We start from the raw sequence: 23,769 nt of genomic DNA, 5'->3' as shown, positions 1-23,769 counted from the left end.
CGGGCGCAGCGAGCAACGATCCGCTACAAGGCGCGCGATGCGTTCCGTCGTCGTGTCGCTCCTCGCGTCGATGCTGCTGCCAGCGATCGCCGTCGCGCAGACGACGGGCGACGCGCCCGAGGTGCCTGCCGAAGAGGCCGCGCCGACGCCGGAGGCGGCGACCTCGGAGACGACCGCGCCCGAAGCGCCGGCAGCGGAAGCGACGGCGCCGGACGCGTCCGCGGCGGCGCCCGAAGCGCCGGCGGCGGAGCCGCGCGTCGCGCCGAAGGTCGCGGTGATCGTCGTCGGTGATCCCGATCCCGTGCTCGTCGCGAGCGCGGTGGAGATCGAAGCGCGGCTCGCGCTCTCCGGCGATCTGCGGCTCCCGTCCGACACCGCGCTGCGCGCCGCGCTCCGCGGCGATGCGGGCGCGCCGGAGGACGGGCTCGACGAGGTGCGCCGCGAGCGACGTCGCCTCGGGCTCGGGGAGTCGAGCGATGCGCCCGTGCTCGCGCGGCTCGGACGTCGCGCCGGCGCGGTGCTGGTCCTCGCGCTGCGGGAGGGCGCCGAGGGGCCGGAGGCCGTCGCGCTCGACGTGCGCACCGCGCAGTTCTTCGAGGGAACACTGCCGCTCTCCGAGCTCGATCCCGAGCGCGTGCTGCCGTTCGTGACGCGGCGCGCGCGCGCCGCGGCGAGGGGCGCGGCCGCGGCGCCGACCGAGCCGACGACGACCGAGCTCCCGGCGCCCGAAGTGCCGGCCGCGGCCACCCAGGCGGACGAGCCCGAGGACGAGCCCGACTGGTTCGAGCAGCACTGGCCCTACTTCGCGGCAGGTGGGCTGCTCGCGGCCGCGATCGTGTTCGTCGTGGTCGTCGCGGCGGACGGCGGGGACCCTCCCCCGATGCTACGGTTTCAGCCCGGCGTCCCGATGGACTGAGCGGCGCGCCGGGGCCGACCGGCATGCGCCTGCTGTCCTCGCTGCTGACCGCGTTGCTCGCGTTCTTCGCGCTCGTCTCGAGCGCGCGCGCGGACGATCCTCCGGTCCCGAGCGACGTGTCGCTCGCGCACTTCGAGGCGAGCGCGCTTCCACCCGCGCCCGAGGGGTTCGTGACGCGGGTGGTCGGCGACGTGCGCTGGGATCATCCGCGCGCCGCGAGCCCGCTGGTCGACGAGCTCGTCGCGACGCTGGGGCGCGAGTGGCCGCGCATCGAGCGTGAGCTCGGGGCGGAGATCGACGATGCGCTGGTGATCCGCATCGCGCGCGATCCCGACGAGATGGCCGCGCTCGCGCCGCCGAACGCGCCGCCGCCCGCGTACGCGGTGGGCGTCGCGTACCCCGCGACCGGGCTCGTGCTGCTGACGCTGAGCGCGCCCAGCACGTGGGAGCGCCCTTCGGTGCCGCAGGTGCTCACGCACGAGCTCAGCCACGTCGCGCTGCATCGCGCGGCGGGGGGACGTCCGGTGCCGCGCTGGCTCTCGGAGGGGCTCGCGATCCACCAGGCGCGCGAGCGCTCGTTCGAGCGCGTGCAGACGCTCTGGGAGGCGACGGTGCGCGGCACGCTGCTGCCGCTCGACGATCTGTCGCGCGGGTTCCCGGCGCAGGCGCACCGCGTGAGCGTCGCGTACGCGGAGAGCGCGGACTTCGTCGAGTGGCTCCGGCTGCGCGGCGGGGACGACGCGCACTTCCGCGAGCTCGTGTCGCGCATCGCGCGTGATCAGCCGTTCGAGACGGCGGTGTCGCAGACGTGGAGCGCGGGGATCGGGCAGCTCGAGCACGAGTGGCGCGAGGGGCTCGCCGAGCGCTACGGCGCGATGCCGCTGCTGCTCGGGACGGGGCTCATCTGGGCGCTGATCGGCGTGCTCGTGCTGCTCGCTTGGTGGCGCCGGCGGCGCGATGCGCGACGCACGCTGGAGCGCTGGGGCGCCGAGGAGGAGCGCGCCGCGCGCGCGGCGGCCGTGGCGCGCATCGCGGTGGTCACCACGGCGCGTCCGGTGCGCGACGATGCGCCGGCTCACGACGCGCCCGCGGATGGAGCGCCCGCGGACGGGCCGCGAGCGGCGGACGGGGCGCGAGCGGCGGACGACGAGGACGACGGAGACGACGACGCGAGCCCGCCGCGTGATGCGAGGGGCCCGCGTGATCCGCACGTGCCGACGATCGTCTGGGAAGGCCGCAGCCACACGCTTCATTGAGCGTGTGAGGCGCGTGCGGGCTCCCGGAGCGTCAGCCCTTCTTCTCTTCGGGATGAATCGGGAACTTCGGCGTGCCGGCCTTGGTGCGCTCGCGCTTCTGGGCGCGGCCCACCGTCGCGCGCTTGGCGCGGCGGCGACGCTCGGTCTGCTTCGTATTCGAGACCATGGTGCGGGTACTCCTCCAGGAGGCGCGGGGTCTAGTCGAGACTCGGGCCGCAGTCAACCGTCGCAATGCGCGCGGACGAGCTCGCGGTATCGCTCGAGCAGGCGGGCGGTGATCGGGCCCGGGCGCCCTTCCCCGATGCGCACGCCGTCGACGCCGACGATCGGGACGACCTCGCGCAGGCTGCTCGTGAGGAACGCCTCGTCGGCGCGCTCGAGATCGCGCGGGAAGAGGACGGTCTCGCGCCAGGGCACGCCCAGATCGTCGGCGGCGCGCAAGACGTAGCGACGGGTGATCCCGCCGAGGATGCCCATCGAGAGCGGCGGCGTGCGCACCTCGCCCGCGGTGACGACGAACACGTTGCTCGTCGTGCCCTCGGAGATCTCGCCGCCGGCGCCGACCATCATCGCCTCGTACGCGCCGCGCTCGCGCGCGGTGGAGAGCGCGAGCATGTTCGCGACGTACGCCGAGACCTTCGCGCCCGCGGCGCGCGTGTGATCCGTCGCGCGCTCGACGCGCACCGTCGCGACCTCGACGCCGCGCGTGTGCAGGCCCTCGGGCCACGGTGAGAGCGGCGCGGCGATGACGACGCGCAGCGGGTGCTTCGCGGGGGCGGGATCGATGTTGAGGGGCCCGCGGCCGCGCGTGATCACGATGCGCACGTAGCACTCGGGCTCGCCGGAGCGCGCGATGGTGTCGGCGATCTCGCGCTCCAGCGCGTCGAGCGAGACCGGCACGACGATGCCGAGCCCCTCGCACGATCGCGCGAGCCGCTCGAGGTGCTCGCGCCCCGCGAACGGCACGCCGCCGTAGGTGCGTACGACCTCGAAGACCGAGTCGCCGAAGAGGAAGCCGCGATCGAGCACCGAGACCGTCGCGTCGGCCTCGGTGCTCGGTCGCCCGTCGATCGTGATCGCGAGGGGCACTCAGCTCTTGAGCGACGAGAGCAGCGCGCTCGCCTGGCGGTGCCCGCTCTCCTCCGCGAGCGCGCGCTCGAGCATCGAGATCGCCTTCTTCGGATCGCCCTGCTTCGCCGAGATGTCGCCCAGGTAGAAGTAGACGTCGCCCTTGGTGATGCCGGACTGGCCGTCGAGCTTCTGGAGCAGCAGCGCGCGGAACGTCTTCTGCGCGCGATCGTAGTCGCCGGTCGTGTAGCAGAGGCGGCCGAGGTCACGGAGGATCTGCACGTTCGTGAGATCGACCTTGAACGCGGCGTCGTACGCGTTGAGCGCGCCCGTCGTGTTGCCCATGCCCTCGAGCGCCTGGCCGAGGCGGTGCTGGTAGAGCGCCACCTCCTTGCTGCGGCGCGTGCCGTACGACGCGATGATCTTCTCGAGCACCGGGATCGCGTCGCTCTGCCGCCCGGCCGCGATGTAGAGGTCGCACAGCGGGAGCAGGACGTCGCGGTTGTCGGGCTCGAGCTGCACCGCGCGCTCGAGCCAGCTCGCCGCGCCCGCGGCATCGCTCAGCTTCGTCGCGTGCAGATCCGCGATGCGCTTGAAGAGCGCGATGCGGTCCGCGGGCTTGGTGAACGACGCTTCGTCGAGCGCGAGCATGTGGGCGAGCTCGGCCCAGCGCTGCGTGCGCTCGTAGAGCGCCTTGAGGCGCGTGCGCACCTCGGCGTCGCTGGGATCGTCCTCGTGGAGACCGCGGAGGGCGCGCTCGGCGCGCGCCTGGTCGTTCAGCTTCGACGTCGCGAGCTCGACGAGGCGGAACGACTCCTCGCGGCGCTCCGCGGGCGCGAGCGTGGGCAGCAGGCGCTCGATCGCGTCGGCCGCTTCCGCGTGACGGCCGGCCGCCGCGTGCAGGCGCGCGAGGGCGCGCAGCGAGCCCTCGCGCGAGGGATCGCGGTCGAGGATGCGCTGGTGCACCTCGGCCGCGGCGTCGGTCTCGCCGCCCGTCTCGCGCGCCTCGGCGAGACGCCCGAGCACGTCGAGCTCGGTCTCCGCGTCGCGCGCGTCGGCGACGCGACGCTCGAGCAGGTCGACGAGCTCGGCCTGGCGGCCGTCGGCCGCGTAGAGCCGCTCGAGCTCGTCGAGCGCGTCCGCGTTGTGCGGATCTTCGCCGAGGATCTCGTGCAGCTGCTCGATCGCCTCGGCGCGGCGGCCGAAGCGGGTCTCGGACAGGCGCGCGAGGCGCACGCGCGCCGCGATGCGGTCCGCGGGCGTCTCGGCGATGTCGAGGCGACGCTGGATCAGCTCCTCGAGATCCGACCAGCGCTCGGCGCTCTCGTAGAGCGTCTCGAGCTCGCCGATCGCATCGAGATCGGTCGCGACCTCGTCGATGACCGCGCGCCACGCCTCGATCGCGCGCGCCGGGTCGCCGACCGGACCGGCGAGCGCGTGCGCGAGCTGGCGGCGCAGCTCGACGCGGCGATCGGGATCCGACTCCACGTCGATGCGGCGCTCGAGGAGCTCGACGACCTCGGGCCACGCGCCCGCGCCCATGCGCAGGCGGATCAGATCGTCGAGCGCGAGGGCATCGCTGCCGTCGGTCTCGAGGATCGCGTCGTGGAGCGTGATCGCCTGGGTCGCGTCGCCGAGCGCGCTCTCGGCGAGACGCGCGGCCTCGCGGAGGCGCTCCTTCTTCGCGAGTTCGTCGTACTCGACCTCGGACCACGCGCGCAGCGCGGCGACGAGCTCGGCCTCGCGGCTCGGTGCGCGCAGCAGCTCGACCAGCTGGGCGTGCGCGTCGGCGGTCTCACGGTCCGCGGCGATCGCGCGGCGGAGCGCGCCCTCGGCGGCGCCGGGGTCGCCGAGCCGATCGCGGTACCAGCCCGCGGCACGCAGCTCGAGGTCGCGACGCGTCACCGCGTCGAGATCGTCGCCGCCGCTCGTCACGCGCTCGATCAGACCGCGCAGCGACTCCCAGCCGCTCACGATCGCCGCGAGGCGCTCGAGCTCGCCGAGGAGGCCCTCGTCGCGGCGATCGATCTCGAACGCGCGGACCGTCGTCGCGAGCGCGGCGCTCGGGTCGCGCAGCTCGTTCTCCTGCAGCTGCGCGAGCTCCTGGAGCAGCGCGACGCGCTCGCCGCCGTCCTCGGCGAGGCGCACGCGCACGTCGTAGAGCGCGGCCATCTTCTGGGTCGAGCTCGTGCGACGGTACGCCGCGTCGAGCGCGTCGACCGCCTGCGCGGCGAGATCCTCGTCGGCGAGCAGGCCCTCGACCGCGCCGATCGCGCGCGGCTCGTCGGGCTGCGCCTCGAGCACCTCCTGGAACGACGTGAACGCCGCGTGGCGATCGTTCTGGCGCTCCCAGCGCAACGACCCGAGGCGCACCAGCAGATCGATGCGCGCGGCGCCGTCGTTCGCGAGCTGCACGCGGCGCTCGAGCACCTCGGCGAGGTCCGGCCACGACTGCGACTTGAGGTAGAGACGATCGAGCGCGCCGAGCGCGTCCTCGTCGTCACCGACCTGCTCGAGCGAGCGGCGGTACGCCTCGATGGCGCGCGCGTCGTCGCCGAGCTTCTCCTCCGCGATGCGCGCGAGGCGCCCGTAGAGGTTCTTCGCGATCTCGGGATCGAGCGCCGACGAGCCGCGCGCGGCGAACACGTCCGCGACGCGATCCCACGCGCCGAGCTGCGCCGCGAGGCGCTCGAGATCGTCCGCGGTGCGCAGGTCCGAGGGGTCCTCGGCGAGCGCGCGACGGTACGACTCGAACGCGGCGTTCGCATCGCGACGACCCTGCTCGTGCACCTCCGCGAGCGCACGCAGACCGTCACGCTTGTCGATCGGATCACCGCTCGCTTCGGCGGTGAGCTCGAGCACCTGCGCGAGATCGTCCCAGCGGCCCTGCTCACGCAGGAGCGGGAGCAGGATCTCCGACGCGGCCTGGCGGTGATCCTCGAGACGCACGATGCGAAGCAGTGAGGCGAGCGTCGCCTCGTGCCGCGGATCGATCTCGAGCACCTGGCGGTACGACTCGATCGCCTCGGGCGTGTCGTCGAGCTCGCGCTCGAGGACCTCGGCCGCGCGGTGCAGCAGCGTCACGCGCGCGGGCGCGTCGCTCGCCATGCCCGCCTGCAGCCGCAGGTTCTCGAGCAGCTCGGGCCACATCGCCTGGCGCTCGTAGAGGCGCGCCAGCGACGTGACCGCCGTGGTCTCGCCGGGCTGATCCTCGAGCACGCGCACGAACGCTTCGATCGCGGTCTCGGCGTCGCGGAGGAACTCCTCCGCGAGCTGACCGAGGCGCAGGCCGACCTCGGCGCGCAGCTCGGGCTCCTGCTCGAGCTCGACGCGGCGCTTGAGCACCTCGGCGAGCGAGGCGTGGTCGTTCGCGTCGCTGAAGAGACGATCGAGCGACTCGAGCGCGACCGCGTCGTTCGGATCCTCGGCGACCGCCTGCTTGTAGATGACGATCGCGCCGCCGCGATCGCCGAGCAGGTCCTCCATCACCGAGCCGGCGCGACGCAGCAGCTCGCCGCGCTCGACCGGGTCGTAGGAGCGATCGACCTTGCGCTTGAGCACGTCGACCATGCCGCGCCAGTCGCCGACCATCGTGTGGAGCGCCTCGAGCGCGTCGAGCGGGCTCGCGTCCTCGGGGTCGTGCTCCGCGAGACGCTCGTACGTGACGATCGCGGCGCGCGGGTCGCCGCGCTTCTCGTCGTGGAGGCGCGCGACGGTGCCGAGCAGCGAGCTCGTGGTCGCAGGATCGGTGCTCGCTGCGATCGCCTGCTCGTACGCGATGACGAGCTCGTTCCAGATCTCGAGCGTCGCGCCCAGGCGATCGACCTCGGCGCGCACTTCCTCGTTGCCCGGATCGAGCGCCATCGCGCGCGCCATCGCGTGGAACGCGAGCGAGCGATCACGCCCGCGCTCCTCGTGGAGGCGCGCGATCTCCTGGAGCAGCCGCACGCGATCGAGCGCGTCGTCGGACAGCGCGACCTGCGCCTCGTGCACCGCGATGCGCTTCTTCCACTGATCCGTCGCCTGGTAGATCGGCTCGAGGATCTGGATGATTCGCAGCTGGTGCTCGGGGTCGGTGACGAGCCGCTCGAGCTCGGTCACCGCGGGCAGGTGACGCGGATCGTCGCGCGTGACGTCCTCGAGCAGATCGATCGCGGCGGTCTTGTCGCCGAGCTTCTCCGCCGACAGCACGGCGAGGCGGTGCTTCAGATCCGCGGCCTGCTTCGCGTCGGTCGTGAGATCGATGCGGTGCCGCAGGTGATCCGAGAGATCGTGCCAGCGCTCGCGCGACGTGAGCAGCGCGTCGAGCGCGACGGTCGCGCCCGCGTGCGCCGGCTCGATCGCGATCACCTCGCGGAACGCCTCGATCGCGCGATCGGGCTCGTCCTTCTGATCGCGCAGCACGAGCGCCGTCTTCTCGAGGAGCGACACACGATCGGCATCGCTCGGCGCGACCTGCGCCTGCTCGTCGTAGAGCTCGAGCAGCGAGTCCCACTGCGACGTGCGGCGCAGCAGCGACTCGAGCGCGCGGAACGTGCTCTGGTCCTCCGGCGAGAAGCGCAGGGCCTTGCGATACAGCTCCGCGGCCTTCGCCGCGTCGTTCGTGCGCTGGTCGTAGAGCTGCGCGGCCATCACCGCGAGGCGCTGCGTCGTCTCGTCCTCGACGCCGCTCTCCTCGATCGCGCCGCGGTAGGTGTCGGCGAGGCGATCCCAGCGCTCGAGCACCTTCGCGAGACGCGAGAGCGTCTCCCACGCGCCCTCGTCGCGCGGGTCTTCCCGGAAGAGTCGCGCGTAGACCGTCATCGCGCCGTCGAGATCCTCGAGGTAGTCCTCGTGGACCTGACCGAGGCGCTGCAGGAGCGCCTTGCGGCCCTCGAGCTCGGTCTCGCCCGAGAGGCGCGCTTCGAGCGCCTCGACGACGCGCGGCCACGCGAGCCGCGTGAGATAGATCGGCTCGAGGATCGCCGCCGCCGAGGCGCGGTGCTCCTCGTTCGTGCGCATCAGATCCTGGAGCTGCTCGACCGTCGGCTCGTGGGGCGCGCCGAGCGAGAGCGCCTCGCGGAACTGCTCGATCGCGGTCGAGACGTCGTCGAGCTTCTCACGGTGCAGCCGGCCGAGCTTGAAGCGCACCTCGACGGCGAAGCCGACGCGCTGCTCGAGCATGCGTTCGAAGAGCGCGGCGAGATCGCTCCAGCGCTCCGCGTTCGCATAGAGCCGCTCGAGCGCGACGTACGCCGGCGCGTGCGCCGGGTCTTCGCTGAGGACCTGCTCGAGCGCGTCGATCGCGGAGGGCAGCTCGCCCGTCTTCGTCTCGCAGAGCTCGGCCTGACGCATCAGCAGCGTCACGCGATCGCGCCCGCTCGCGAGCTCCGACTTGCGGCGGAGCACGTCGAGCAGCGCGGCGTGATCGCCCGCCTCCGCCGTCATCTGCTCGAGCGCGTCGAGCGCGCCCGCGTGATCCGGCTGGTGATCGAGGATGCGCTGGTAGTACCCGCGCGCGAGCTCCGGGTCGTTCAGCCGACGACGCGCGGTGTCCGCGATCTTCCGGTAGCTGTCGATCTGCAGTTCGCCGTCGCCCACGTCGGGCGCGACGTCGCGCAGCAGCGCCACGTAGTCCGCCCAGCGATCGCTCGACGCCGCGAGCCGCTCGACCTCGGAGAGCAGCACGTTCACGTCGGGCTCACCGAGCCCGGCGCGGAGCGCGCGCGACGCGAGATCGAACGCGCGCCCCGGCTCGTTCAGCCCGATGTCGGCGACCTCCGCGGCGCGACGGAGCGCGCTGAGGCGCTCGCTCGGATCGTCGGACTCCGCGAGCACGTCGAGCGCGTCGAGCAGCGCGGGGTACGAGCCCTGCGCCTCGAAGCGCGGGCGCAGCACGCGCGCGGCCGCGAGACGCGAGCTGCTCGCGGGATCGCTCATCACCTCGCGGAGCGCGGTGACCGCGCCCTCGTGCGAAGGCAGCGAGTCGAGCACCTCCGCGTACGTCTCGATCGCGCGCTCGAGCTCGCCGGTGCGCTTTCGCATGAGCTCGGCCGCGTGGAAGCGCAGCTGCGCCTTCTCGGCCGCGCCGGGAACGAGGTCGTGCACCATCTGCACGACCTCGAGCAGATCGCTCCAGCGCTCCGCCTGCTCGTAGAGGCGCGTGAGCGCGGCGAGCGCCGCGTGATCGGGCCCGAAGCGCTCGATCACCTCGTTGTACGCGACGATCGCGTTGTCGCGATCCGTGAGCTTCTCGTCCCAGATCGCGCCGATGCGCAGCGCGATCTGCTTGCGCTCGGTGTCGCCCGACGCGAGCGCGTCGCGGCTCTGCAGGACGCCGATCAGCGGCTGCCAGCGCGCGAGCTGCTCGTACAGACGCTCGAGCGCGGCGAGCGCGCCCACGTCGTCGGGATCGAGCTCGAGGCGCTCGTTGTGCACCGCGATCGCGCCCTCGAGGTCGTTCTGCTTGGTCTCGAGGAGCTCGGCGAGGCGCACCAGCAGCGCGCGGCGCGTGCCCGCTTCGTTCTCGAGCTTCGCCTGGCGGCGCAGATCCGCAGCGAGCTTCGCGTGATCGCCGCGCGAGCTGTGGATGCGCTCGAGCGAGCGCGACGCGCGAAGGACCATCTCGGGATCGTCCGACGCGACCTCGACGAGGCGCTCGTACGCGCGCTCCGCGCGCTCGACGTCGGCGAGCTTGTCGTCCCAGAGCGTCGCGACCTCGAGCAGCAGCTCCGACTGCAGCGAGGGCTGGCCCTCGACCGAGTCGATCGCACGCTCGAGCACCGCCGCGCGGCGCGCGTCGGCGCTCTGCATGGTCGCCACGCGCGCGAGCTCCGCGCGCGCGCCGCCGTCCGCGGGATCGCACTCGACCGCGCGCGACCACGCGCCGAGCGCGGCCTCGTTGTTCGCGAGACGGTTCTCGTGGATCTCCGCGATGCGCGTCAGCAGCGAGAGGCGCGTGCCGGGATCGTGGATCTGCTCGAGCTGCACCTCGAGCACGCGCGCGAGGTCCGCCCACGCGCGGCGCTGCTCGTGCACCGGCTCGAGGATCAGCGCGATGCGATGGCGCTGCTGGCGATCGCTCAGCAGGCGCTCGAGCGCGCTGCGCGCGCCCTCGTGATCACCGTCGAGACGGATCACGGCCTCGTAGCGATCGACCGCCTGCGCGGGCTCGCCGAGCTTCGACTCGTGCAGCGCGCCGAGGCGGAACGTGAGCGACGTGACGTCGCCCGTCCCTTCGATGATCTCCTGCTCGAGCAGCGCGGCGAGATCGCGCCAGCGCTGCGTGCGCTCGTAGAGGCGCTCGAGCGCGCGACGGCTCGCGGCGTGGCCCGGCTCGAGCTCGAGCACGTCGCGGTACGCGCGGATCGCGAGCTCGGGATCGTCGATGAGCTCCTCGAAGAGGAAGCAGACCTGCAGCAGCAGATCGAGCTTCGCGTCCGCGTCGACGGTCTGCGCGATGCGGTTGCGATAGAGGACCTGCAGGTCGTCCCAGCGCTCCGCGTTCGTGTAGAGCTCCTTCAGCGCGAGGAAGCTCGGCTCGCTCTGCGGATCGCCCGCGAGCACGCGGCGATGGAACGGCTCGGCGTCCGCCGGACGTCCGAGCACGACGTCGTAGATCTGCGCGACCTTCTCCGCGAGCCGCGTGAGATCCTCGGCAGGCATCTCGCCCGCTTCGATCGCGGTCGCGATCGCTTGGGCGAGGTGCTCGTGCTTGTGCGCGCGATCCGCCGCCGCGAAGAGGCGCTCCCAGATCGACTGGTCCGCGGGCGCGTCGAGGAACGCGCTCTCGAGCGCGGCGTACGCCGACTCGGGATCGTCGACGCGGCTCGAGCTCAGCTCCGCGAAGCGGAGGCGCAGCTGACGCTTCTCTTCCGCGTCCGTCGTCGACGCGAGGCGGCGCTGCACGCTGGCGCGCAGCTTCGACCACTCGCCCGCCGCTTCGTACGCACCCTCGAGCAGGCGCGCGACCGCGTCGCGCTGCGCGGCATCGAGCGCGTCGCCCGCGAGGAGCGTCTCGAGCGCCGCGATCGCGCGGCGGTCCGCCTTGCGCGACGCGAGCACGGTCGCGAGCTCGTCGATCGCCGCCGCCACGTCGGGCGTGCGCTCCACGAGCAGCTCGCCGATGCGCGTCGTGAGCTCGACCTTCTCGTCGTCGCTCTGCGCGAGCTCGCGACGCTGCTTCGCGAGCTCGATGACCTCGATCCAGCGCCCGGCGCGCTCGGCGAGCCGATCCAGCGCGAGCAGCGCCTCGCGATCGCTCGGATCGATCGCGAGCGCGGCGCGCCAGTGCTCGGCCGCCGACGCTTCGTCCCCGAGCTCGCTCTGCTCGAGCTTCGCGAGCTCGTGCAGCAGCACCCAGCGCTCGGTCTCGTCCATCTCGTGCTCGATGCGCGCGAGCAGCAGACCGCGCAGCGCGCTCCACCGCGAGCCGCTGCGATAGATGCGATCGAGCGACTTGATCGCCTCCGCGTCGTGCGGATCGTCGGCGACGATGTCGCGCAGCTGGGCGATCGCGCGCTCGACGTCGCCGAGCCGCTCGCCCGCGACACGCGCGATCGAGCGACGCAGCCACAGGCGCTCTTCGCTCGGCGCCTTCTCGAGCCGCGCCGCGAGCGCGTTCGCGAGGCGATCCCACGCGCTCGCCTTCTCGGTCGCGCTCCACAGCGCATCGCGCACCTCGCTCGAGGCCGGTGCGAGCGTCCACGCCTCGAGCTGATGGCGGAACGCCGCCTGCGCGTCGTTGAGGTGATCACCCGCGATCACGCGCAGCCGCGAGAGCAGCGCGACGCGCTCCTCGATCTCCTGCGGATCGATCGCCGCGAGCACTACCTCGTAGAGCGCGGGGAGGCGGCTCCACTTCTCGTCCTTCTCGTAGAGCGCGATCAGCTTGCGCGCGGCGCGCTCGTTCACCGGGTCCGCCGCGAGCACGCGCTCGTAGCTGCGGAACGCGCGATGCGGCTCCTCGATGCGCTCCTCGTAGACCGCGGCCGCGCGGAACGAGAGCGCGATCTTCTGCTCCGCCGAGTCGCTACGATCGGCCGCGTTGCCGAGCACCTCGGCGAGTCCGTCCCAGTCGTTCTGCTCGGCGTAGAGCGCTTCGAGGCCCTCCCAGTCTCCCGCCGCGACGAACGACTCGCGCAGCGTGCGCAGCGCGCGTCCGTTCTTCGGATCCGCCGCGAGCACGCGCTTCCACGCGCTCGCCGCCTTCGCGGGATCCTTCGCCTGCTCGCCGTAGAGGATGCCGAGCTTCGTGAGGAGCTTGATGCGCTCCTTGTCGTCCGGGGCCGCGCCGTTGTTCTCCAGCGCGCGCACGCGTCGCTCGAGCACCTCGCCGAGCGTCGACCAGTCCTTCTCGCGCTCCGCGAGCTTCTCGAGCGCGTCGAGCGCCTCGGCGTGCGAGGGCTCGTGCCCGAGCACTTCCTTCCACAGCGAGATCGCGTCCGCGTGACGGTGCAGGCGCTCACCCGCGACGCGCGCGAGCTCGATGCGCATCGCGTGGCGCGCGTCGGGATCCGACGCGAGCTCCGCCTCGGCGCGCTGCACGTCGAAGAGCTGCTTCCACGCGCGCTTCTTCGTGTAGATGTCCTTCAGCTGCGCGAGCGCGTCGCGGTTGCCCGGATCGCGCTCGATGACGAGCTCGAGCGGGCGCGTCGCCTGGTTGTAGTTCGCGAAGCGCTCGATCCAGAGACGCGCGACGCGCATGTAGAGCGCGACCTGCTCGCGCGGCTCCTTCGCCGCGTCGGCCTTGCGCGTGAGCACCTGGATGAGGTCGTTCCAGCGACCCATCTGCTCGTACGTCGCGGCCAGCGCCTCGAGCGCGTCGCCGTCGTCCGGCGCGAGCGCGAGGATCGCGTTCCAGCTGTTGATCACCATCACGTCGAGGCGGAGGTGATCGCGATAGATCACCACCATCTCGCGCAGCAGCGCGACGCGCTCGCTCACCGAGTCCGCAGGGAGCGAGTCGACCTCGCCCTTCAGCACCTCGACGAGCGCGTTCCACTTCTCGGTCTGGCGATACAGCTCGCGCAGCGCGCGCAGCGCCTCGGGGTTGCGCGGATCCTGGCGCTGCACCGTCTTCCACGCGTCGATCGCGCGATCGGCCGCGCCGCTCGCCTGTGCCGCGCGCGCGAGCTCGACCGAGAGCTCGACCTTGAGGCGCGCGTCGGTCGTCACGCGCTGCGCGTCGCCGAGCACGGTGAGCAGCTTCGCGTGATCGCCCGTCTGCGGGAGGTGCTCGCGATAGAACGCGAGCATGCCCGGGTGCGCGGGCTCGACCTTGCGCAGGCGCGCGAAGTACGGCTCGGCCTCCGCGGGCGAGCCACGGAACCGCCAGTGGACCATGCCGATCTGCAGCAGGATGCCCTGCTCGCTCTCGAGCTTCTGACGGCCGCGCAGCGCGTCGTCGTAGAGCGCGACGAGGTGATCCCACTGCTCGCGCTGCGTGAAGAACTCGACGAGGAAGCGCATCGCCTCGGGGTGGCCCGGGACGAAGTCGAGGATGCGCTCGTAACACGCGGCCGCGCGCTCCGCGCTCTCGAGGCGACGCCCGAGCACGCGCGCTGCGCGCAGGTAGAACCCGATGCGATCGTCGCGGCTGCGCGTCTTCTCGGCGGCGTCGAGCAGCACCTGCGCGAGCTCGGCCCACTTCTCGCGCTTGCGCAGGATCTGCTCGTAGAGCTTGTTCGCGCGGGGATCGCCGGCGTCCGACTCGAGCGCCTGCAGGAAGAGACGATCGGTGTCCTTGTCGCGGCCGCGCTTCTTGTGCTTCCAGACGAGCGTGCCCGCGCTCGCGAGCAGCGAGGTGCGCAGGCTCGCGTCGCTCGACGTCTCCGCCTCGTCGACGAAGCGCTTCGCGATCTCCTTCCAGTTCTGCTCGGACGCCGCGAGCGCATCGATCGCCTCCGCGATCTCGTCGTCGCCGGGGCGCAGCGCCTTCGCGCGCTCGTACGCGGCCATCGCGGCCTCGTCGTCGAGCAGCTCCTCGCGGTGGATCCGCGCGAGCTCCTTGCGCAGCTGCGCCTCGCGATCGGGATCCTGCGCGCTGAGCGTCGCCTCCAGATCGAGCAGCTGTGCGGCCGTCCACGTCTCGGCGCGCTCCTGGTGACCGCGTCGTGCCGCGCTGATCAGGCGCAGCGGGTCGGATCCCAGTCGAGCGGCGTCGCCGCTCTCGATCGCCTCGCGCAGCTCACGCAGCGCTTCGGAGTGATCGGGGTCCTCCTGGAGGAGACCGAGCAAGTGGGAGACGTCGAGCACGGAGTTCTCCGGACGAGAGGTGGCGTCGCGCGCGGCCCCTCCCCGGAGAGCGCCGCGAGCGGAACGGCAGGGCTCGGTAAGCTCGCGAAAACGCTAAGGTTCCCGGCACCTGGACAAACGTCGGGCCAGGGCGGAGCCCGATGGTAAGGGGGTTCGATTCCGCGAGGCAAGCACGGACTTCGCAGCGCTCCGAACGGTCCGGACACCCCTGCTCGAACGACCAGCGTCGTGGTCGACGGACGCGAGAAAGCCCCCGGGAGAGGTCCCCCGAGGGCTTTCGTTCGACACGATCGTGCGCGCGTCAGAACAGCATGATCGCGCCGGCCGCCCCGAGCGCGGCCCACGTCGTCCACCCGATGACTTGGTGCACCGCGGCGACGGTCTGCATCGAGTCGTAGTCGTTGGTGCGATCGCCGAACCAGTTGTTCGCGAGGCCGATGCCGATGAACGTCTGCGCGAGCATGCCCGCGAGGTGCACGAGCGCGAGCACCGAGTGGATGCGGATGCGATCGGAGTACGCGCCGCGGCCCGTGAGCACCTGGTTCGGATCGTTCACGAGGAGCCCGATCGACATCGCGAGGGTCGTCGAATAGAGCGCGGTCGTGACCACGGCGGACACGAGGTGCGGGTACGGTGTGCCCCAGCACTGGTCCTGACCGAAGATCGCGTTGCCGGTCGCGCACGGGTTGTCGTCGCGCCCGTTCCCGAAGCCGTAGAGGTTGTAGTACTGGACGAGCCCGAGCCCGACGGTGACCGTCATCGCGGCCCAGGTGACGATGCCCATCGCGCGGTGGACCTGGCCGAGCTCGGCGCGCTGGCGCACCGCGTTCGCGTAGGCCTCTTCTTCCGCGTCCTCTTCGCTCTGCGCGTCGCGCGCCTGGAGCAGCTGGGGCAGTGGCAGCGTCGCGTCGATCTCGACGACTTGTCCGGGCGCGAACCACGCTCCGCTCTGGAGCGTCGGCGCCTGGAGCTGCATGCCGAGGAATGGAGACGCGAGGAGGAGCGCGGCGAGTCCCGACATGCCGCGCAGCTTACTCCATGAATGCGATGCGCAAGCGCAAAGAAGGTCAGTGGCGCAGGGAACGAACGCCGGCCTTGTGGACCTTTCCAGGAAGGTCGCGCCCGACGACGGCCTTCGCGACCTGACCGGCCGTCCAGAGCTTCTCGAGATCGACCCCGGTCTTCACGCCCATCCCGTCGAGCATGAAGACGAGATCCTCCGTCGCGACGTTGCCCGCCGCGCCCGGCGCGTACGGACATCCGCCGAGCCCGCCGACCGACGCGTCGAAGGTGCGGATGCCGAGCTCGAGCCCGACCACGACGTTCGCGAGCGCGGTGCCGCGCGTGTCGTGCATGTGCATCGCGATCTGCGGGATCGAGAACTCGCTCATGAAGAGCCGGAGGATGTCGCGGGTCTGCTTGGGCGTGCCCACGCCGATCGTGTCGCCGAGCGAGATCTGGTAGCAGCCCATTTCGACCAGCCGATGCGCGATGCGCAGGCCGGCGCGCGGATCGATCTCGCCCTCGTAGGGACAGCCCCAGAGCGTCGAGACGTAGCCGCGCACCCGCAGGCCCGCCTTCACCGCGGGCGCGATCACCTCGCCGAACGCCGCGAGCGTGCCCTCGACGGTGTTGTTCACGTTCTTGCGGTTGTGGGTCTCGCTCGCGCTGATGAACACCGCGATCTCCGGGATCTTCGTCGTCAGCGCGCGCTCGAGGCCCTTGGCGTTCGGGCACAGCGCGCTGAACGTCACGTCGGGCACGCGCGGCAGCAGGCCCGCGACCTCGTCGGCGTCGGCGAGCTGCGGCACCCACTTCGGCGAGACGAAGCTCGTCGCCTCGATGCGCGTGAGGCCCGCCTGCGCGAGCGCCTCGATCAGGCGCAGCTTGCGCGTGGTCGGCACCGTGACCGCCTCGTTCTGAAGGCCGTCGCGCGGCGAGACTTCGTAGATCGAGACCGAGTCGGGGAGCGCGTCGAAGAGCATGGCGAGAGTCTCTGCCTCCATTTGGATCGCGGGTCACTCACATCGCGTGAGCCAACCCGATCGCTTCGTAGGGATCCCTGATGCGCGCGAGGCCCGTGCGGTAGTGCGTGTCGAGGAAGTCGAGCCACGCGGCGACGCCGACCTCCGAGTCCGCGACGTTGCCGTGGGTCGCGCGCTCGCCCTCGGCGACGAGGTCGAACTGGAGGAGCCCTCCGCTGGCAGCACCGTCCGCGAAGTTGCCCTCGATGGGGCCGCGCACGAGCTCGAAGCCCGGCTCGGGGCGCAGAAGCGGCTCGACGATCGGGACGCCGATGGCGCGGGCGAGCGCGTAGCTCGCGACGTTGGGCACGATCTCGTCGTCGAGCACGACGCCGACGAGGATGCTCGGCGTGGTCGCGCCCGCGACGGGCAGTCGATCGCGCAGCAGATGCGGCCCGTAGCTCGCGGGATCGCCGCGATCGAGCACGGTCTGCAGGATCGGGAAGAAGCGCCGCACGTCACCTCGCGTCGCGCCTCGCGGTCGCAGGAGATCGATCAGCGACCCGAACTGCGCTCCGTCGCTGATGATCGCGGAGACGCGCCCGCCCGGGACGACGAGCAGGCCCGCGCCGTAGTCGCTCGAGAGCGCGAGCAGCTCGGGGCCCATGAGGCCGCCGAGCGAGACACCGAGGTACACGATGCGCGTGACGTCGAGCTCGGGCGCGCCGTCGTCGTCGAGATCGGGATCGCTCACGAGGAGCTGCGTGAGCTGCAGCTTGTCCCACGTGCTCTGTCGGAAGTGTTCGCGCAGGCGGGCCGCCTCGAGCGCGCGCTCGTCGAGATCACCGACGCCGAAGAACGCGAGCAGCGTCTGGACGTCGCTGCGCTCCGCTCCCTCGGTCGTCGGGTGCTCGCCGTGCTGGAGCGCGTCGATCGCGACCGTCGCGTACCCGAGCGGCGCAGCGAAGCGCCCGAGGCGCTCGGCCTGCGAGCGCGATCCCGTGAGGCCGTGCCCGAAGACGAGCACCGGGAACGGCCCCTCGCCCTCGCGCGGGAGCCACATCGTGTTCGGAACGGTGTACGTCGCGCGCGGTGTCGCGGGCTCACCGCGCGGGCGACGCATCACGCCGTCTTCCGGGTCGCGGTAGTCGTAGGCCTCGAAGGTGGTCTCGCAGCGCGTCCACGAGGTCTCTTCGACGCAGGTCGGCGTGCTCGCGTACACGTGCTCGTGCGTCGCGACGTCGGTCGCGACCGCGACCGAGTCCTCCTCGATCGACTGCGTCGGGAACGCACTGATCGCCACGAGCTCGTCCGCGCTCGCGATCGCGCCGAGCGCGACGAGCGCATCGATCGCGGCGCGCGTGTCGTCGTCGGGCGACGCGATCAGCGCGCGCATGTCGCGCGAGGGCTCGAGGCATCCGCGCGCTGCGTCGGTGAGCGCGCGCGTGACGAACGCGGCGGCACGCGCGTGCGGCGGGAGCGGCGTCAGCGGCGCGAGCAGCAGCGTCGTTCCCTCGTCGGTCGTCGTGGCGATCACGGGCACGACGCGCGCGGGGCCCGGCTCGATCACGACGAGCCCGAGCCCGTCGCGCGGGATCGCGTCGACGTCGAACGCGCGCCCGAACTGGAAGAACGCCTCGGCGTTCACGCCGAAGCCGTCGATCTCCGCGAGATCGATCGTGAGCGTCGGCAGGTACGAGCCGAGGCGCGCGACGAGATCGGGATAGCGCTCGGGGTCGAACTGCAGGCGACGACCGGTCTCGGTCGTCGCGTCGTCGACGAGCAGCGCGGGCTCCGGCCAGCGCGTGATGCTCGTTCCATCGCGCTCGTAGAGCAGCTCCGTGCACGCTGGGCCCGCATCGACGGGCGCTCCTGCGTCCGTGAGCATCGCATCGCTCGCCTCGCACCCCGCGCACACGAGCGCGACGAGCGCCACCCGCGCCAATCCTCGCATCGGATCAGCGTACGTCGGTGCGCGTGATCGAATCGACGTCGCACTGGTAGCGACGGAGCGCGACCTCACGGCCCGAGGGCGCGGCGACGAGGATCGCATCGCCGGTCCACACCGCGCGCGAGCCCTCGGGCGCGACCGACGCGGGCAAGAGCCCCTCGATGCGCGACACCGCTTCGACGAGCTGCACGCGCATCGCGCCGAGCTCGATCGTCGGCCGCCCCGACGCGCACACCACGCGCGGCTCCGCGGCGCGCGCCGTGCCCAGCAGATCGCCGCGCGGCCCGACCTCCTGTGCCGCGACACCGTCTTCGCAGCGCGCGATCGCGATCGCGCCGCTCGCACCGGGCGCGATCCCGATCGGCGCGCATCCTTCGACGACGTCGGGCGCCGATGCGAGCGCACCGCCTCCGCCGCGATCGATCGCGTAGAGCGTCGTCGTCGGGGCGCCCTGCTCGGTCACGTGGCACGCGCCGTAGAAGAACGCGCTCCCGCGCGCGAGGCCGCCGACGACCAGCGGATCACAAGGCTCGCGCACCTCGTTCACGATCGTGTCGCGCCCACCGCTGCCTTCTCCGTCGCCGATCGCGGCGAGCGCGAAGCGCGCACACTCGCCCGCGCTCGCCTGGCAGGGCCCGGGCGGCGCGCGCACCACGATCGCCGTGGAGCCGTCGTCGCGACCCCACGCAGCAAGCCGGCCGCGCGTGCTGCGGTCGTACGCGCCCGCGACCGTCGCGCCCAGGTCACGCACGGGCGCGAACGCGTCGACCCCCGCGCTCGCGATCGTCGCGTGGGCGTGCACGATCGGGCCGGTGCGCGCGACCCACGCGACCGCGACGCGAAGACCCGCGGCTGCGACCACGAGCTCCTCGACCGAGCCGGGATCGTCCCCGCCGCCTACGAACGCGACGTCCGACACCACGACCTCGTGGCCACGCACGCCGCCGATCGGATCGAGGGCGATCGCGCGCACGCCGCCTCCGTCGTCCGGCGTCGCGCCCCACGCGAGCGCGGCGCCTTCGGGCAGCGCGACCAGATCGAACGATGCTCGCGACGAGATCGCGCGCGCCGCGACGACCGGCGGCGGAGGAGGCGCCGGCGCGACGGGCGGCGACGGATCCGGCGCGGCGCTCTCTCCACCGCATGCGACCAAGACGACGGAGAGGACGAGCCAGCGCATCGCGCCGAGCGTACTCGTCACCTCGGCTCGCGCGCGAGCAGCGCGCGATACTCCGCGAGCCGCGCGCGGTACGACGCGGCGCCCCCCGACGCGAGCACCGCGCGCTCGAACGACGCGAGCGCCTCGTCGCGACGCCCGAGCTCGTGCAGCAGGATCGCGCGGCCGACCAGCACCGGCGCGACGTCCGGCGTGCGCTCGAGCAGCGCGTCGTACGCCGCGAGCGCCTCGTCGTAGCGACGCTCGTTGATCAGCGCCGCCGCGAGCCCGAGGCGCAGCCCCGCGTGCTCCGGGAAGCGCTCCACCCCCGTCTCGAATTGCCGGAGCGCGCCCGCGCGATCCTCGGCGTGCCAGCGCGCCATCGCGAGCGCGTTCCACGTCTCCGCGTGATCGGGCGCGAGCTCGAGCGCGCGCTCCAGCGCCGGGATCGCGTCGGTCGAGCGCCCCCATCGCAAGAGCCGCGTCCCGAGCACGCGCCACGGGCGCGCCGCGTCGGGCTGGACGCGGCACGCCATGCGATACGCCTCGAGCGCCTCGTCGTAGTTGCGCTGCAGCTCCCACGTGTTGCCGACGAGGATGCGCGGCGTCGCGCTCTCCGGCCGCAGCGCCGCGACGCGCGTGAACGCATCGCGCGCGCGCTCGAATCGCTCCGCCGCCATCTCCGCGCGCCCGAGCGCCATCCACGTCCCGGGCTCGTCCGGATGCTCCTCGGCAGCGCGACGGTAGTGGCGCGCCGCGACCTCGAACTCCCCGCGCCGCATCGCGCTGCGCCCGTCGTGCATCGGCCCGCCCGCGCACGCAGCGAGGAGCACGCCGATCATCACCACGATCGCTCGATGTCGTCGGAGCACGGCGCGCCGCAGTCTCGCACGCAGCGCATCGCGCGCGCGTGATAACGTGCGCGCGATGGCCGCGCGGATCCTCGTGTGCGACGACGAGGCCAGCCTCCGCGAGATGCTGGGTGTCCTCCTGCGTCGCGCCGGCTACGAGACCGAGCTCGTCTCCGACGTCACCACCGCGCGCGCACGGGTCGCGACCGCCACGCCGTACGACCTCGTCATCACGGATCTCGCGCTGCCCGACGGCACCGGCATGGACGTCCTCGCTGCCGCGCGCGAGCGCGACGACGCGCTCCAGGTCGTCGTCATCACCGCGTTCGGCAGCACCGAGAACGCGGTGCAGGCCATGCGGCTCGGCGCGTACGACTACATCCAGAAGCCGTTCCGCAACCACGAGCTCCTGGTGCTGCTCGAGAAGGCGCTCGAGAAGCGCAAGCTCGCCTCCGAGAACCGCGTCCTGCGCGCGCGCGTCGCGGAGCAGGAGAAGCCCGTCCCCGGCCTGCTCGGCAGCTCGCCGGCGATGCGCCGCGTGATGGACCTCGTCCGGCGCGTCGCCGGCGCGCGCACGAGCGTGCTGATCACCGGCGAGAGCGGCACCGGCAAGGAGATGGTCGCGCGCGCGCTGCACCAGCTGGGCGAGCGCGCGAGCGGCCCGTTCATCGTCGTCAACTGCGGCGCGCTCCCCGAGGCGTTGATGGAGAGCGAGCTCTTCGGGCACGAGAAGGGCGCGTTCACCGGCGCGACGCAGCGCAACGAGGGCCTCTTTCGCGCCGCGGAGAGCGGCACGCTGTTCCTCGACGAGATCGGCGAGCTCGCGCCCGCGCTCCAGGTGAAGCTCCTGCGCGTCCTCCAGGAGCGAAAGGTCCGCCCGGTCGGCGGTCAGCGCGAGATCGAGACCGACGTGCGCGTCGTCGCCGCGACGAACCGCGACCTCGAGAAGGAAGTCGCCGAGGGTCGCTTCCGCAGCGACCTCTTCTACCGGCTGAACGTCATCCGCCTGCAGCTGCCGCCGCTCCGCGAGCGCCCGGAGGACGTCCCCGCGCTCGCCGAGCACTTCCTCCAGAAGCACGCCTCGCTCGCGGGGAAGACCCTCCGCTACTCGCCCGCCGCGATGCGCTGGCTCGCGGCCCACGACTACCCCGGCAACGTCCGCGAGCTCGAGAACGTCGTCGAGCGCGCCGTCACCCTCGCGCTCGGCGAAGAGGTCACGCTCGACGACCTGCCCGAAGGCGGCCCCCAAGTGGGCAAGGCGACCACCCTGCCCTCCGCCGACATCGCGCCGGGGTTCGACATCGATCGCTGGCTGGGCGAGCTCGAGAAGGGGCTGCTGCTCCGCGCGCTCGAGCAGACGAAAGGCAACCAGACGGCGGCCGCGCGCCTGCTCGGCACCACATTTCGCTCCTTTCGCTACCGTCTGCGCAAGTTCGGCCTCGCCGAGGGCGACTCGAGCGACGACGAGAAGTGACCAAAAACGTCAGTCCGCTCCGCATCGAGGTGACGAGATTCGACACTCACTCGAATCCTGCACCCCATGATAGGCTCGCACCCCGTGGAGCGAGCATTGCTGCGAGCCGCTCCCGGAGGAATCCCGCGAATGACGCGAGCCCCCACGAAGCGCCGAGCGGGCTTCACGCTGCTGGAGCTGATGATCGTCGTCGCGATCATCGGTGTGCTCGCAGCAGTCGCGATCCCGGCCTTCAGCGGCTATCTGCAGCGGGCTCGCACCGAAGAGGCGTTCCGGATGCTCGGCGAGATCCGCCAGCGCCAGGAGTCGTACCGCGTCGAGTTCGGGCAGTACGCGAACGTTCCGACGTGGAATCCGTCGGATTACGGCAGCGCGAGCACGCTCCACGCCTGGGACCCGACGGCAACCGGTTGGGCTCAGCTGGGCGTCTCGCCCGATGGCCTGCTGCGGTTCCGCTATCGCGTGCGGGCCGGGACTCCCTCGCAAGCGTCCGGGGTCACGGGGGTCGGTGGGAACTCGTTCTGGTTCGTCGCCCAAGCCGAAGGCGATCTCGACTCGGACGGCAACCTCGTCGGGTTCGAGACCTACAACGGCTGGAATCGGGTCTACGTCTCCGCCGGAATCGACGGCCCGTACCTCGCGCAAGGCTGGGAGTGAGCCGATGGGCCGCGCGCGCTATCGTCGCGGGTTCACGCTGATCGAGCTGATGGTCGTGGTCGCGATCATCGGCGTGCTGGCCGCCGTCGCGGTGCCCGCGTTTCGAGCGCAGATGATGCGCGCCCGGACGACGGAGGCGGTGCAGACGCTCGGCGCGATCCGGCAAGCCGAGGACTCGTACTACGGCCTCTACAGCCAGTACGCGGGATCGCTCGGCTGGAACCCCGCGTCGATCCCCGCACCGAACACGGTCGGATCCTTCGACGTCGCGGCGAGCGGATGGGAGGATCTCGGCGTCGATCCGGAGGGCCCGGTGCGGTTCCGATATCGCGTCTGGACGGGTGGCCCGGGGACGCGCCCCGCCCTCGACGGCGCACCGACGTCCGGCGCCGGCGCTGGGATTCCCGGGTTCAGCGGCGCCGAGTACTGGTTCGTGACGCAGGCGCAGGCCGACCTCGACGGCGACGGAACGACGGTGGTCTTCGAGGGCTACTCGATCAGCGACCGCGTCTTCGTCTCGCGCGGCATCGGCGGCTCGTACCTCGAAACGGGCTGGGAGTGACCACGCCGTCCTTTTCCGCTCCGTCGGCACGACCATTGCTGAACGGGAGGACGTGGGTGGCGCGGCAGCCGCCTGGGAGTGGAAGGACGAGAATGCGCAACCTGATTCAGATCGCGAACAAGCGGAAGGCCGGCTTCACCCTCATCGAGCTCATGATCGTCGTGGCGATCATCGGCATCCTCGCCGCCATCGCGATTCCCGCGTTCGTCGGCTACGTCCGGCGCTCGAAGACCTCCGAGGCGGGCAGCAATCTCCGCAACCTCTTCCAGGGCGCCGCGTCGTACTACCAGAACGAGCGCTGGGACATGCAGGGCGTCGTGCGCGGCACGTCGGCTGCCTCGAGCGCGTGCACCGTCGCCGGCGGCGCCGTGACGACCAACGCGCCGGGCACCGGCAAGACGCAGATCGACGACTGGGGCATGGAAGCGGAGTCGTTCACGGACATCGGCTTCACCATCGCCGACCCGATCTACTTCCAGTACCAGATCCAGGGCTCGACGGACAGCTGCGCGCACATGGGTGGCGAGAACCTGTACTCGTTCCGTGCGATCGGCGACCTCGACGGCGACATGACCCAGAGCCTCTTCGAGCTCTCGGCCGGCTCGTCGGGCGACAACGAGCTGATGCGCGCCCCCGGTCTGTACGTCGAGAACGAGCTCGAGTGATCCGCTGAGCAGCT

14 protein-coding genes are annotated in these 23,769 nt (G+C 72.1%); 6 read left to right on the top strand and 8 right to left on the bottom strand.

The window, feature by feature from the left end:
* The first annotated feature begins 37 nt into the window (after positions 1–37).
* Positions 38–916 carry a hypothetical protein gene (locus tag DB32_RS19770; RefSeq protein ID WP_053234143.1) on the top strand — a complete coding sequence of 293 codons (879 nt, stop codon included), beginning with the start codon at positions 38–40 and terminating at the stop codon, positions 914–916.
* A 23-nt stretch (positions 917–939) separates the two neighbouring features.
* Positions 940–2,172 (top strand): peptidase MA family metallohydrolase, encoded by a 1,233-nt coding sequence (locus tag DB32_RS19765; RefSeq protein WP_053234141.1) that lies wholly within the window; start codon positions 940–942, stop codon positions 2,170–2,172.
* A gap of 31 nt (positions 2,173–2,203) precedes the next feature.
* On the opposite strand, the gene DB32_RS50010 is transcribed toward DB32_RS19765, so the two are convergent.
* From DB32_RS50010 to DB32_RS19730, 8 genes are all read right to left on the bottom strand, one after another.
* Positions 2,204–2,338: a hypothetical protein gene (locus tag DB32_RS50010; protein WP_275935484.1), complete on the bottom strand. Its 135-nt coding sequence runs from the start codon at positions 2,336–2,338 to the stop codon at positions 2,204–2,206.
* Positions 2,339–2,391: 53 nt separating this feature from the next.
* Positions 2,392–3,261: an aminotransferase class IV gene (locus DB32_RS19760; protein WP_053234139.1), complete on the bottom strand. Its 870-nt coding sequence runs from the start codon at positions 3,259–3,261 to the stop codon at positions 2,392–2,394.
* A complete protein-coding gene (locus tag DB32_RS19755) occupies positions 3,262–14,475 on the bottom strand; it encodes a tetratricopeptide repeat protein (protein ID WP_053234138.1) in 11,214 nt (3,737 codons plus the stop codon).
* 301 nt (positions 14,476–14,776) lie between these two features.
* A complete protein-coding gene (locus DB32_RS19750) occupies positions 14,777–15,496 on the bottom strand; it encodes a hypothetical protein (RefSeq protein WP_053234135.1) in 720 nt (239 codons plus the stop codon).
* Positions 15,497–15,542: 46 nt separating this feature from the next.
* Positions 15,543–16,460 carry a hydroxymethylglutaryl-CoA lyase gene (locus DB32_RS19745; protein ID WP_053234133.1) on the bottom strand — a complete coding sequence of 306 codons (918 nt, stop codon included), beginning with the start codon at positions 16,458–16,460 and terminating at the stop codon, positions 15,543–15,545.
* 37 nt (positions 16,461–16,497) lie between these two features.
* Positions 16,498–18,375 carry a hypothetical protein gene (locus tag DB32_RS19740; RefSeq protein WP_157069198.1) on the bottom strand — a complete coding sequence of 626 codons (1,878 nt, stop codon included), beginning with the start codon at positions 18,373–18,375 and terminating at the stop codon, positions 16,498–16,500.
* A gap of 22 nt (positions 18,376–18,397) precedes the next feature.
* Positions 18,398–19,570: a hypothetical protein gene (locus DB32_RS19735; protein ID WP_157069197.1), complete on the bottom strand. Its 1,173-nt coding sequence runs from the start codon at positions 19,568–19,570 to the stop codon at positions 18,398–18,400.
* Positions 19,571–19,587: 17 nt separating this feature from the next.
* A complete protein-coding gene (locus DB32_RS19730) occupies positions 19,588–20,418 on the bottom strand; it encodes a tetratricopeptide repeat protein (RefSeq protein ID WP_157069196.1) in 831 nt (276 codons plus the stop codon).
* Between the two features lie 55 nt (positions 20,419–20,473).
* On the opposite strand from DB32_RS19730, the gene DB32_RS19725 reads away from it, so the two are divergent.
* The 4 genes from DB32_RS19725 (at position 20,474) to DB32_RS50000 (ending at position 23,755) form a co-directional block, all read left to right on the top strand.
* Complete coding sequence (locus DB32_RS19725) at positions 20,474–21,871, top strand: sigma-54-dependent transcriptional regulator (RefSeq protein WP_053238871.1); 1,398 nt, start codon at positions 20,474–20,476, stop codon at positions 21,869–21,871.
* A gap of 129 nt (positions 21,872–22,000) precedes the next feature.
* On the top strand, positions 22,001–22,528 hold the full coding sequence (locus tag DB32_RS50005; protein ID WP_053234125.1) for a type IV pilin protein: 528 nt from the start codon (positions 22,001–22,003) through the stop codon (positions 22,526–22,528).
* Positions 22,529–22,532: 4 nt separating this feature from the next.
* Complete coding sequence (locus DB32_RS50160; RefSeq protein ID WP_053234123.1) at positions 22,533–23,090, top strand: type IV pilin protein; 558 nt, start codon at positions 22,533–22,535, stop codon at positions 23,088–23,090.
* 92 nt (positions 23,091–23,182) lie between these two features.
* Entirely contained in the window at positions 23,183–23,755 is a 573-nt protein-coding gene (locus DB32_RS50000; RefSeq protein ID WP_053234122.1) for a type IV pilin protein, read from the top strand.
* Positions 23,756–23,769 lie beyond the last annotated feature (14 nt).

Source organism: Sandaracinus amylolyticus (assembly GCF_000737325.1).
In the GTDB taxonomy this organism is placed as follows: domain Bacteria; phylum Myxococcota_A; class Polyangia; order Polyangiales; family Sandaracinaceae; genus Sandaracinus; species Sandaracinus amylolyticus.
The sequence above is the reverse complement of the archived record's forward strand: the minus strand, read 5'-3'. Positions and strand labels throughout refer to the sequence as shown.